Genomic DNA, 12,119 nt, shown 5'->3' with positions numbered 1-12,119 from the left:
GTCCTTCGGAGGTCTCTTCGGCAGGCGTACTACGAAAGGGTCGTGATGTCGGGTCACGCCGAGGTGTTGGAGCAGGTGCGCCAAGGGATGATCCCCGCGCACATCTACAACGACCAGGAGATCTTCGAGCTGGAGAAGGAGCGTCTTTTCAGCCGTGCCTGGCTGTTCGTGGGGCACGAGTCGGAGATTCCGCAGGCGGGCGACTACGTCGTGCGGCGGGTCCTCGAGGACTCGTTCATCATCGCCAGGGACGAGCAGGGCCGGATCCACGCCCACTTCAATATGTGTCTGCACCGCGGCATGCAGGTCTGTCGTGCGGAAATGGGTAATGCCTCGCACTTCCGCTGCCCGTACCACGGCTGGTCGTACCGCAACGACGGGCGCATCGTGGGCCTGCCCTTCCACCAGGACGCCTACGGTGGCGAGGCCGGTTTCCGGCGCAAGGGCCAGCGGCTGCTGCCCGCGCCGAACCTGGACACCTACAACGGCCTGATCTTCCTCAGCATGGACCCGCAGGCCCCGTCGCTCGCCGACTACCTGGGCGACTTCCGCTTCTACCTGGACTACTACACCCGGCAGAGCCCCAGCGGCATCGAGCTGCGCGGCCCGCAGCGCTGGCGGGTGAAGGCCAACTGGAAGATCGGCGCGGAGAACTTCGCGGGCGACATGTACCACACCCCGCAGACCCACACGAGCGTCGTCGAGATCGGCCTGTTCCGCGAGCCGAAGGCCGAGAAGCGCAAGGACGGCTGCACCTACTGGGCCGGCAACGGCGGCGGCACCACGTACAAGCTGCCACCGGGCGGCCTGGAGGAACGCCTGCGGTACGTGGGCTACCCGGACGAGATGATCGAGCGCATGAAGGCGTCCTGGTCGGCCGGGCAGCTGAGGGTGGTCGGCGAGGACGGCTTCATGATCTCGGCCGCCTCCGTCTTCCCCAACCTCAGCCTGGTGCACAACTGGCCGCGGGTGGCCGACAGCGACGACGTGCTGCCCTTCATCTCGCTGCGCCAGTGGCAGCCGATCAGCCGGGACGAGACGGAGGTGCTGTCCTGGTTCGCCGTCGACGCCGAGGCTCCCCAGGAGTTCAAGGAGCTGTCGTACAAGGCGTATCTGATGTGCTTCGGCTCGACCGGCATGTTCGAGCAGGACGACGTGGAGAACTGGGTCTCGCTGACCAACACGGCGGCCGGTGCGATGGCCCGCCGGCTGCTGCTGAACAGCCGGATGGGCATCCTCGCCGACGGTACGGAGGTCGTCCCCGCGCTCACCCCCGAGCAGTTCGCCGGGCCCGGCACCGCCCACACCGGATACGGCGAGTACAACCAGCGCGAGCTGCTGCGCAGGTGGGCCGACCACCTCGCGGAGCCGGTCGCCGAGCCGGTCGCGCCGCACGCGGTCGGGGAACGCGCGCCCAGGGACACCACGGGCGCACCTGCGACGCACCCGGTGGTGAGCGAGGCATGACGACGAACCCGACCGGAACCTACCGGGCCGGCACCTACTCGGCCGGGCGCACCGGCACGCACTCGGAGCAGGCCGTCCTCGGCGGCGGCGCGTCCCGCGTCCAGCGCACCGGACGCACCCTGCCGTTCGACGACCCGCGCCATCTGCTGGCCCACCGGTGGCTGGTCGACGAGGCGTACCTGCTGGACGCGCAGGCCTACGAGGAGTGGCTCGACCTGCTCACCGACGACATCCACTACGTGATGCCGGTACGGGTCACCACCGCGCTGGGCGCCGGATTCGACACGGCACCGGGCATGGCGCACTTCGACGAGGACAGGTACTCCCTGTCCCGCCGCGTCGCCCGCTTCCTGACCGAGCACGCCTGGACCGAGGACCCGCCCTCCCGGCTGCGGCACCACCTCACCAACGTACGGACCTTCGCCACGCCCGACGACGACCACCTCGTCGTCGACTCCGGCGTGCTGCTGTACCGCAGCCGCGGTGACGTCCGCGAGGCCGCGCAGGTCTCCGCGGGCCGCGAGGACCTGCTGCGGCGCGACGGGGACGGCTGGAAGCTGGCCCGCCGCACGATCCTCGTGGACGACTCGGTGATCCGCATGCAGAACCTGGCGATCTTCCTGTGAGCCCACGTTCCCTGAGGAGCCCTATGAACCTGCACTGGGAAGGCGAGGACGAGGATGCCCGCGCCGCGCGCCGCGCCGCGTCCGAGCGGGCCGCACTGGCGGCGCACACCGTCGGTGAACCGATCACCCTCGGCAACGAGTTCGCCGAGATCAGGATCAGCCGCGTGGAGACCCGCAACGGCTCGCGGCTGCTGGTCGAGTCGACCCGCTCCGGCCAGTGGGTCGCCCTGTGCCCCCTCGAACTGGAGGCCCTGACCTGGCAGAACACCGCCACGTTCTCCGCCATGATCGGCAACCCGTTCGGTCCTTTGATCCCGGACAACGGCGTGGACGAGGACGTCGCCGGGGCCGCGGGCGGCGCGGAGGGCGACCGGTGAGCGGCTGGCTGGAGGGCAAGCGGGCGCTCGTGGTGGGCGCCGGGTCGGGCATCGGACGCGCCGTCGTCGACGCCTTCCGCGCCGAGGGTGCGCGGGTGGCGGTGCTGGAACGCGACGCCGACAAGGCCGGGGCCCTCGGCGAGAGCGCTCCCGACGTGCCCGTCGTCGTCGGGGACGCCACCACGGCAGACGCCAACGAGCGGGCGGTGACGGCCGCGCTGGACGCCTTCGGCGGCCTGGACGTGCTGGTCAGCTGCGTGGGGATCTTCGACTTCTACCGGGGCCTGACGGACCTGGACACGGCCGTCATCGACACCGCGTTCGACGAGATGTTCGGCGTGAACGTGCGCAGCCACGTCCACTCGGTCAAGGCGGCGCTGCCCGCGCTCAAGGAGTCCCGGGGCTCGGTGATCCTCACCGAGTCGACCTCCGGCTACTACCCGGGGCGCGGCGGTGTGCTGTACGTGGCGTCGAAGTTCGCGGTACGGGGTCTGGTCACCGCGCTCGCCCATGAACTCGCCCCCGACGTCCGGGTCAACGGCGTCGCACCGGGCGGCACCCTCGGCACCGACCTGCGCGGGCTCGGCAGCCTCGGCCTGGACGAGCGCAGCCTCGGCGACACCCCGGGGCGTGCCGAGGAACTCGCCGGCCGGGTGCCGTTGAAGGTCGCGCTCTCCTCGGCCGACCATGCCTGGAGCTATGTGTTCCTGGCCTCCGACCGGTCCCGCGGCATCACCGGCGGGGCCGTCCACTCGGACGGCGGCATCGGCGTCAAGGCCTGAGACCGCGTGCGGTCCGGGTCACCCGGTGATCCGGACCGCCCATGGGCCACCCAGTGAAAGGAACCACCTCATGCCCGTTCTGAAGGCCGACCTCGGCGCCTGCCAGGGGTACGCGAACTGCGTCATGGCGGCGTCCGACGTCTACGACATCGACGACGACGGCGTGGTCGTCCTGCTCAGGGAGCACATCTCCGACGCCGACCTGCCGCGCGTGCAGGAGGCTGCCCGCAGCTGCCCGGTCAGCGCGCTGACGGTCGAGGCCGAGCCGGAATGAGCGGCGGGGAGAACGTGCGGGGCCCGGGCGGCACCGTGGTCATCGTCGGCTCGTCCATTGCCGGCGTGCGGGCCGCGCAGGCGCTGCGCACGGAGGGACATCAGGGGCGCATCGTCCTGGTGGGCGCCGAGTCCGAGCTGCCGTACGACAAGCCGCCGCTGTCGAAGCAGTTCCTGTCCGGGACCCGGGACCAGGCCGGGATCGGTCTGCTGACCTCTGCCGAGGCGGCCACCGCCGGCATCGCCCTGCGGCTCGGCGCCGCCGCCACCCACCTCGACCCGGCCGCCCACCGCGTCCGGCTCGCCGACGGCACCGAGCTCGGCTACGACACCTGCGTCCTCGCGACCGGCGCCGCCGCCCGCCCCGCCCCCTGGCTGACGGCCGGCGGCGTGCACGTCCTGCGCACCCTCGGCGACGGCCATGCCCTGCGGCGCGACCTGGCCCAGGGCGGCACCGGTCACGTCGTGGTGGTCGGCGGCGGCTTCATCGGTGCCGAAGTCGCCGCCACCGCCCGGCGGCTGGGGCACGACGTCACCGTCGTCGATCCGCTCCCGCTGCCGATGGCCCGGGTGCTGGGCCCCGAGGTCGGCGCACACCTCGCGGCGCTGCACCGGCGGCACGGCGTCGCCACCCGCTTCGGCACCGGCGTACGGTCCGTCACGGGCGGCACCGGTGACCTGCGCGTCGAGCTCGCGGACGGCACGGTGCTGGCCGCCCGGACGGTCGTCGTCGGCATCGGCGCCGTCCCGAACGACACCTGGCTCGCGTCCTCGGGACTCCGCCTGGACGACGGTGTGCTCTGCGACGCGTACTGCCGCGCCCGCGGGGTCCCCGACGTGTTCGCGGCCGGGGACGTCGCCCGCTGGTACCACCCCGGACACGGCGCGCACGTCCGCGTCGAGCACTGGACCAACGCCGTCGAGCAGGCCGCCCAGGTCGCCCACAACATCACCCACCCGGAGGCGATGCGTCCCTACGCCCCCGTCGAGTACGTCTGGAGCGACCAGTACGACTTCAAAATCCAGATCGTGGGCCGCCCGGCCGGCCCGGCCCCGGACGCCCCCGTGCCCGGCGATCCCGTGCTGATCGGCCGGTGGGAGGGCGAGGACGCCCGGGCCGCCGCGCTCTACGGCGACGCCGACGGACGGTTGCGCGCCGCGGCCACGGTCAACTGGCCGCGCGCCCTGCTCGACTGCCGTCGTCTCGTCGCCCAGGGCGCCGACCTGGCGGCGGCCAGGACCCGTATCGACCGCCTCGCCGAAGCCTCGGCACGCCCTGCCCCCTCGCCCGCCACCTCCCCGTCCGGAGCCGGCTCATGACCTCATCCCCCGCACCGTACGCACCCGACCTGGCGCCGCTGCGCCGACTCGTCTCGGACGCCTGCCGCGTGCTCGCCGCCCGTGGCCTGGCCGACGGCATCCTCGGCCACGTCAGCCTCCGCATCGACGAACGCTCCCTGCTCGTCCGCTGCCGCGGCCCCGAGGAGCGCGGCCTGCGCCACACCGTCCCCGCCGACATCCGGCTCGTCGACCTCGACGGCGGCCCCGCGGCGCCCGGCGAGCTGGACGGCGGGTGGCAGCCGCCCAACGAACTCCCCCTGCACACCGAGGTGCTCCGTACCCGCGCCGACGTGAGCGCGGTGGTGCACGCCCACCCCCCGGCGGTGGTCACCGCCGACCTCGCGGGCCTGGCGATCCGCCCGATCATCGGCGCCTTCGACATCCCCGGCACCCGGCTCGCCGCCGGCGGCATCCCGGTCTACCGGCGCGGGGTCCTGATCAGGAACCGCACACTGGCAGCCGAGATGACCGCGGCCCTGGCCGACCGGCCCGCCGTACTGCTGCGCGGACACGGCCTGACCAGCACCGGCGGCAGCGTCCAGGAGGCGGTGCTGCACGCCGTCTCCATCGACACCATCGCCCGCCTCTCCCTGGACGTCGTCCAGGCCGGCGGCACCCTGACCGACCTCCCCGAGGAGGACCTGGCCGAACTCCCCGACCTGGGCCCGTCGTTCCACCAGGGCACCGCCTGGCGGCACGAGCTGGCGCGGCTGTCCGACGGCGGCGCCACGGACGCCCCTGCCCTGTGAGGCCGCGGCCGGCCGCCACCCGGTGACCGGTTGCGCGCGCAGTTCCCCGCGCCCCGGGGATGGGGGTACCTCCCACGCCCTCAAGGCAGTGGGGGAGCGACAAGCCACGACGGGACCGCCAGAGTCCGCCACGCCCCCAGAAACCACCCCGCCCCGCCGCCGCGTACGGGCACCGCCCCGGGGGACCGTAGCCCTCCGGGACCCCGTCCCTACTCCGTCCGGAGCCCGTCCGCCCGCATCATGCGTAGCAGCGCCGGCATGCTCAGCAGCGTCACCATCAGCACGACCAGCGCCCCCATCCCCGTCAGGGACGCGACGCCCGACCAGTCCACGGACACCGACGCCTGGATCATCTTCAGCAGGACCACGCCGAGCGCCAGTCCCGCAGCCGATGCCAGCAGGAGGCCGAGTACCACGGGGATGGCGGTCTGCCACAGGACGGACAGGCTCAGGGTGCGGCGCCGGGTGCCGAAGGCGACCAGCGCGGACAGCAGCTTCTTGCGCTCCCGCAGCTGTTCGAGCTGCGAGACCAGCAGGCTCGCACCGATCAGCACGAGCACCAGGGTGGCGCCGAGGAACAGGCCGGTACGGATGGAGGCGAAGGTCGCGGCCCGGACGGTGGCGGCCAGCTCGAAGACCTGCATCAGCGGATCGACCCGTGCCGTGGCCGTGCGCACCCGGTCGCGCGCATCCGGCACGGCCGGGTCCAGCCGTACGAAGACACGGCCGGTGGCGGCGGCCGCCGCCCGCTGGGGAAGCGCCGACGGGGTGACGAAGATGCCGGCGCGCGATATGCCCGTCGGGTCCGCGCGGCCCGTTCCCGCCTTCAGCGCCGGCAGCCGCCACGGGACCTGACGGCCGGGCGAGTTGCCGTACGACGGGTCCACGTAGAGCGTCCGCCCCGGCTTGGCGGTCTCCGCCAGGAGCACGCCGCGGTCCTCCGCCTGCGGCACGAGGAAGGCGTCACCCTCGTGGCAGCCGGGCAACCTGGCCATCTCCTGCAACGCGGTGCACGTGCCCACCATGAGCGGGACGTAGGCGTCCGGGTCGTGCTTCTTCTCGCCCATGGCGCCCTGGCTGACCGGGATGGTGTGCCGTACCCCGTGGGTGGCCCGCAAGACGCGGTCGGTCGCCGCCAGCGAGTCACCGTGCGGCACGTCCACCGTCATCTGCGCACGGCTCAGATCGGCGTCCGTCTGCCGGGTGTAGTCGCCCTGCACACCGGCGAACAGCATCTGCAACGCGATCGCGCCGGCCACCGCGACCGCGATGCCGTTGACCATCCGGGCGGCCGTGCCGCTGCTCAACTGGAGCCTGCGCACCGCCAGCTGCCAGGAGAGCGGGCCCGCGTGCAACCGGGCGACCACGGCCTCCACGACCCACGGCAGCAGGGTCGTCACGCCGATCAGCAGCAGAACGGTGCCGCCGATGACCAGCCACTCGTTGAAATTGCCGTGGTTGCGGCCCTTGTCGAGCATCGGGTAGAGCAGTGCGAGGCCGACCGGTGGCACCAGCAGCCGCCACCACAGCCGGCGTCGGGCCGGCCGTGCGGACCGGACCACCCCGAGCGGCTCGATCACCACATGGCGCAGCGCGAGCAGGGTCACCGCGACCGCCGCCGCGGGCACCGCGCAGACGATCAACGCCAGCAGTCCGGGCGCCGGGCTGAGGTCGGCGGGGAAGACACTGACGTCGGCGAGGGTGATCCGGCGTGCCAGCTGCCGCCCGGCCGTGAAGAACCCGGCGCCGAAGACCAGCCCGAGCAACGCACCGGCCAGTGCCTCACCGGCCGCGATCCGGCGTGTCGCGCGCCCGTCGGCGCCGATCAGCCGGAGCGCCGCCAGCCTGCGGTCGCGTCGCTCCCCGCCGAACCGCACCGCTGCCGCGATGAAGACGCCCACCGGCATCAGCAGCACCACGAACACGATCACGACGAGCAGCAGCAGCACCGGATCGAGGGGTTCGCGCGGGTCCTTGGAGCCGAAGGAGTCGATCCGCAGGACCCGCCCCACCTCGTCACCGGCGTGCAGCCCGGTCGCACCGGCGTAGTAGGCCAGCTCGCCGGGGCCGACCAGCCCGGAGTCGGCGATGGTGCCGCTGACCCGGTACGGCAGCCGGTCCCGCAGCAGCGCGTCGTCGTCGGACTCCAGCAGCTTCAGGAGCGCGGGCGAGACCACCATCTCGCCCGGCGCGGGCAGCTCCGCCACGCCCGGCGGCCGCGGCGCCTTCGGGCCCTCCGGCTCCAGCAGGCGGCCACGGACGTCGGTGTCGTCGTATGTGGTGTCGGTGGTGGCGACCAGGAGCGTGTCGGCCGCCTTCGCGTGGACGGTCGAGCTGGACGTCATGTCGTTGCGGGCCCGCTCGCGTTCGTGCCGGTGCTGGAGCGCGTACGGCCACGAGGCGGTGAGGAGCAGCAGGGCCACCCCGAGGCCGACGCCGACGGCGGTGAGCAGGGCGCGCGCCCGGCTCTCCCGGCCGCCGGTGACCGAGAACCGCGCGCCCATCGCCAGATCCCGCAGCCACCTGCGTGGCGCGGTGCCGCGCGGCGCCGGCGTGGCGCTCATGCGACCGGCTCCATGTCCCGGGACTTCCCGTCCCGCACCACGACGTCGCGGTCCGCGTACGCGGCGACCCGTGCCTCATGGGTGACCAGCACCACGGCGGCGCCCGTCGACCGGGCCGCTCCGGTCAGCAACTCCATGACCCGCTCGCCGTTGAGCGAGTCGAGGGCGCCGGTGGGCTCGTCGGCGAAGAGGATGCGCGGCTCGGTGACCAGGGCACGGGCCACCGCCACCCGCTGGCCCTGGCCACCGGAGACCTCGCCGGGGCGCTGGTCGGCGCTGTCGTCGACCTCCAGGCGGCGCAGCCAGGTCAGGGCGGTCTGCCGGGCCTGCTTGCGGCCGGTGCCGTTCAGCCGCAGCGGCAGCGCCACGTTCTCCAGGCAGGTCAGCTCGGGCACCAGCTGGCCGAACTGGAAGACGAAGCCGAACTCGCTGCGGCGCAGTGCGCTGCGCCCGGTGTCGTTCAGCGCGGACAGCTCGCGGCCCTGGTAGGTGATGGTGCCGGAGTCGGGTGGGACTATCCCGGCGAGGCAGTGCAGCAGCGTCGACTTGCCGGAGCCGGACGGGCCCATGACGGCGACCACCTCGCCGGCGCCGATGCTGAAGTGCGCGCCGTCCAGCGCGGTGGTCGGGCCGTAGGCCTTGCGCAGGTCGTGCGCGGTGAGCAGGGGATCTTGACGGGAGGTCATCGGCGCACCTCCTGGGCGAGCCGGCCGAGACGGGCGGCGGTCAGCTCGAGCCAGCGCAGGTCGGCCTCCAGGTGGAACAGCGCATGGTCGCAGATCAGCTGGTCAGCGAGGTCGCCCTGGCGCTTGCGGTCGGTGAGGGTCCGCATCATGCGCAGGTGCTCGGAGCGCTGGGTGTCCAGGATGACGTTGGCGTCCCGCTGGGTGAGCAGGGCGAGGACGACCTTGGTGTAGAGGGTGGACTGGAGGTAGGGCTCGGGCTTCTCCGGGCTGCCGAGCCACTGCTCGACGTCGGTGATGCCGGCCTCGGTGATCGCGTAGCGCTTGCGCTCGGGACCGTCGCCTGCCTCGATGCCGTCGACCTCGACGAGGCCGTTCTTCAGCAGCCGGGACATGGTCGAGTAGACCTGCCCGTAGTGCAGCGGGCGGTCGTGCCCGAACTTCTCGTCGAAAGCGCGCTTGAGGTCGTAGCCGTGGCGCGGCCCGGACTCCAGGAGCCCGAGAAGGGTGTGACCAATGGACATGAGCGCACTATACACGCGATGTATACGTGGGGTGTATAGGCGTCCGGGACGTCGCCCCACTGCACACCAGGGCGCCCAACGGGGTGCAGGCGCGTACGGGACGGAAGGGGGCGTGGGGGATGTGCGCGCGCCGGACCGCCGCCGAGTGCCGGTGAACCTGCCGGACGTACGGCAATCGCGCCGGCCGAGCACGACATCCCCCACGCCCCCGACCCACAACGAAGCAGAAGGCAACCCCAGCCACAGCCGACCCCGCTGAACCGCGGGCGCGAAACGGCGCGGGGGATCGGAGCGCCGCTGCCACGCGCCACCGGCGCCACCGCTACTCCGCGCGCAGTCCGTCCGGCCGCATCAGCCGCACCAGCAGCGGCATCGCCAAGGCCGTCACCGCCAGGACGAGGGCGGCGCCCGCCGCCGTCATGGTCGCCAGGCCCGACCAGTCCGGGGAGATCGGCTCTTCCGCCGTCTTGAGCAGGATCCCGCCGAGCGTCAGGCCCACCACCGAGGCCAGCAGGAGGCCCAGGGCGACGGGGATGGCGGTCTGCCACAGGACGGACAGGCTCAGGGTGCGGCGCCGGGTGCCGAAGGCGACCAGCGCGGACAGCAGCTTTCTGCGTTCGCGCAGCTGCTCCAGCTGGGTGACCAGCATGCTCGCGCCGATCAGGGCGAGTACGCAGGTGGCCCCTGCGAGGAGGCCGGTGCGGATCGACGCGAACTGCCCCGACTGGTGATGGGCCTCCAGCGTGTCGACCTGGGCCAGCGGGCCGGCCTGCGCGGCGACGGTGCGTACCCGGTCGTCGACGTCCGGAGCCGACGGGTCGACCCGCACGTAGACGTGGCTCGTGACGGCGTCCAGCAGCTGCGCGGGCAGTGCGGAAGGGGTGACGAGGACACCGTCGCGTACCGCGCCCATCGGGTCCGTGCGGCTCTCGGCCTTCCGCAGGACCCGCGGCAGCCGCCAGGGGATCTCCCGACCCGGAATGCCGTCGGCCGTGGGGTCCGCGTACATCGTCCGGCCGGGCCTGGCCACCCGGCCCGTGGCCCCGTCGGAGGGCGTGCCCGCGATGACGAAGCCGTCGCCTTCGTGGCACTCGGGCAGCTGGGCCGTCTCGCGCAGGGCGGCGCAACTGCCGACCGTGAGGGACGTGTAGGCGTCCGGGTTCTCGGCCCGCTCGCCCAGCGAGACCTCGCCCAAGGCGATGGTGTGCCGCACCCCGTCGGTCTTCCGCAGTGCCCGCTCGATGGGTGCGGACGGGGCACCGACCGGCAGGGACACCGCCAGCCGGGCGCGGCTCAGGTCGTTGTCCGTGGCCGTGGTGTAGCTGCCCGCGACCCCGGTGAACAGCATCTGGAGGGCGATCGCTCCGGCCACCGCGACCGCGATGCCGTTGACCATCCGGGCGGCGGTGCCGCTGCTCAACTGGAGCCTGCGCACGGCCAGCTGCCAGGAGACCGGGCCGCCGCCCAGCCGGGCGACCACCGTCTCCACGGCCCACGGCAGCAGGACGGTGACGCCGGCCAGCAGGAGGACGGTGCCACCGATGACCAGCCACTGGTAGAGGGGGTCGGTGCTGTCGACCCGGCCGATCGTCGCGTAGAGCATGGCCACGCCGCCCAGCGGCAGCAGCAGCCGCCACCACAGGCGGCGCCGGGTCGGCCGGGTAGCGCGGACCACGCCGAGCGGCTCGATCACCACGCCGCGCAGCGCGACCATCGTCACCCCGACCGCCGCCGCCGGCACCGCGCACGCGATCATCGCGGACAGGCCCGGGGACGGCGTCAGGTCGGAGGGGAAGAAGCTGTTGCCGAACAGCGTGACGTGCGACGCCAGCTGACGCGCGATCACGAAGAGACCGGCACCGAAGAGCAGTCCGAGCGCGGCCCCGGCCATGGCCTCACCGGCCGCGATCCGCCGCGCCATGGGCCCGTCGGCGCCGATCAGCCGGAGCGCCGCCAGCCTGCGGTCGCGTCGCTCGCCGCCGAACCGCACCGCCGCCGCGATGAAGACACCGACTGGCATCAGCAGCACCACGATCACGATCAGCACCAGCAGCAACAGCACCGGATCGAGGTCCCGGCTCGGCGCGGGCGTGCTGTAGGCGTTGATCCGCTGGACGCCCGACGACGCGTCGCCGATGCTCAGGTGCGCCCCCGCGAGGTAGGTCAGCTCGCCGGGGCCGGCGAGGCCCTCGTCGCCGATGGTGCCGACGATCCGGAACGGCAGCCGCTCGCGCAGCAGCGCGCTCTCGTCGGACGCCAGCAGCTTCCTCAGTGCGGGGGAGACCAGCATCTCGCCCGGTTCCGGATAGGCCGCCACCCCCGGCGGCAGCGGTGCCTCAGGTCCCTCCGGCCGCACCAGGCGCCCGCGGATGTCCTGATCGCGGTAGGTGGTGTCGTTGGCCGCGAACAGCAGGGTGTCGTCCGCCTTCTTGAGGAGCGTGTCGCTGGTCCACGCGTTCTCGCGGGCCTCCTTGCGGGCGTCCTGGCGGCCCAGTGCACCCGGGACGGCTGCGGCGACCAGCAGCACCGCCACGCCGAGGCCCACGCCGACGGCGGTGAGCAGGGTGCGCACCCAGCTCTCCCGGCCGCCCTCGGCGGCGAACCGCGCTCCCATGGCCAGGTCCCGCACCCAGGTGTGCGCTGCGGCGCGGCGGTGTGCGGTGGGCGGGGTGCCGTCGGGAGCGGTCATGAGTACACCTCCCGGGTCGGCCCGGCCGGGCGGGAAGGGCTCGG

11 protein-coding genes are annotated in these 12,119 nt (G+C 73.2%); 7 read left to right on the top strand and 4 right to left on the bottom strand.

Annotated elements, in window-relative coordinates; genetic code table 11:
• Nucleotides 1–45: 45 nt before the first annotated feature.
• From NQO67_RS18750 to phtC, 7 genes are all read left to right on the top strand, one after another.
• Nucleotides 46–1,467 carry a Rieske 2Fe-2S domain-containing protein gene (locus NQO67_RS18750; protein ID WP_255951305.1) on the top strand — a complete coding sequence of 474 codons (1,422 nt, stop codon included), beginning with the start codon at nt 46–48 and terminating at the stop codon, nt 1,465–1,467.
• Nucleotides 1,464–2,093, top strand: a complete 630-nt coding sequence (locus tag NQO67_RS18745) for a 3-phenylpropionate/cinnamic acid dioxygenase subunit beta (RefSeq protein ID WP_255951193.1) — start codon at nt 1,464–1,466, stop codon at nt 2,091–2,093. Before NQO67_RS18750 ends, NQO67_RS18745 begins: the two co-directional genes overlap by 4 nt.
• A 23-nt stretch (nt 2,094–2,116) precedes the next feature.
• Nucleotides 2,117–2,470 carry a hypothetical protein gene (locus NQO67_RS18740; RefSeq protein ID WP_255951192.1) on the top strand — a complete coding sequence of 118 codons (354 nt, stop codon included), beginning with the start codon at nt 2,117–2,119 and terminating at the stop codon, nt 2,468–2,470.
• Complete coding sequence (gene hcaB, locus NQO67_RS18735) at nt 2,467–3,252, top strand: 3-(cis-5,6-dihydroxycyclohexa-1,3-dien-1-yl)propanoate dehydrogenase (RefSeq protein WP_255951191.1); 786 nt, start codon at nt 2,467–2,469, stop codon at nt 3,250–3,252. The genes NQO67_RS18740 and hcaB overlap by 4 nt, the downstream gene beginning before the upstream one ends.
• 70 nt (nt 3,253–3,322) lie before the next feature.
• Entirely contained in the window at nt 3,323–3,526 is a 204-nt protein-coding gene (locus NQO67_RS18730; protein ID WP_255951190.1) for a ferredoxin, read from the top strand.
• Nucleotides 3,523–4,845 carry an NAD(P)/FAD-dependent oxidoreductase gene (locus tag NQO67_RS18725; protein WP_255951189.1) on the top strand — a complete coding sequence of 441 codons (1,323 nt, stop codon included), beginning with the start codon at nt 3,523–3,525 and terminating at the stop codon, nt 4,843–4,845. Before NQO67_RS18730 ends, NQO67_RS18725 begins: the two co-directional genes overlap by 4 nt.
• Nucleotides 4,842–5,615 (top strand): 3,4-dihydroxyphthalate decarboxylase, encoded by a 774-nt coding sequence (gene phtC / locus NQO67_RS18720; protein ID WP_255951188.1) that lies wholly within the window; start codon nt 4,842–4,844, stop codon nt 5,613–5,615. Before NQO67_RS18725 ends, phtC begins: the two co-directional genes overlap by 4 nt.
• A gap of 209 nt (nt 5,616–5,824) precedes the next feature.
• Here the strand turns inward: phtC and NQO67_RS18715 are convergent, their stop codons facing one another.
• The 4 genes from NQO67_RS18715 to NQO67_RS18700 all read right to left on the bottom strand — a co-directional run bounded on the left by NQO67_RS18715 (nt 5,825) and on the right by NQO67_RS18700 (nt 12,075).
• On the bottom strand, nt 5,825–8,179 hold the full coding sequence (locus NQO67_RS18715) for an ABC transporter permease (RefSeq protein ID WP_255951187.1): 2,355 nt from the start codon (nt 8,177–8,179) through the stop codon (nt 5,825–5,827).
• The gene (locus NQO67_RS18710) at nt 8,176–8,865 is read right to left on the bottom strand and encodes an ABC transporter ATP-binding protein (RefSeq protein ID WP_255951186.1); all 690 of its coding nucleotides are present in this window, start codon (nt 8,863–8,865) and stop codon (nt 8,176–8,178) included. Before NQO67_RS18710 ends, NQO67_RS18715 begins: the two co-directional genes overlap by 4 nt.
• The gene (locus NQO67_RS18705) at nt 8,862–9,386 is read right to left on the bottom strand and encodes a PadR family transcriptional regulator (RefSeq protein WP_255951185.1); all 525 of its coding nucleotides are present in this window, start codon (nt 9,384–9,386) and stop codon (nt 8,862–8,864) included. Before NQO67_RS18705 ends, NQO67_RS18710 begins: the two co-directional genes overlap by 4 nt.
• Before the next feature lie 322 nt (nt 9,387–9,708).
• Nucleotides 9,709–12,075: an ABC transporter permease gene (locus NQO67_RS18700; protein ID WP_255951184.1), complete on the bottom strand. Its 2,367-nt coding sequence runs from the start codon at nt 12,073–12,075 to the stop codon at nt 9,709–9,711.
• Between the last annotated feature and the right edge of the window lie 44 nt (nt 12,076–12,119).

Source organism: Streptomyces odontomachi, assembly GCF_024435355.1.
Classification (GTDB): Bacteria; Actinomycetota; Actinomycetes; order Streptomycetales; family Streptomycetaceae; genus Streptomyces; species Streptomyces odontomachi.
Note: the sequence above shows the minus strand (reverse complement) of the source record. Positions and strands in the feature narration are given on the sequence as shown.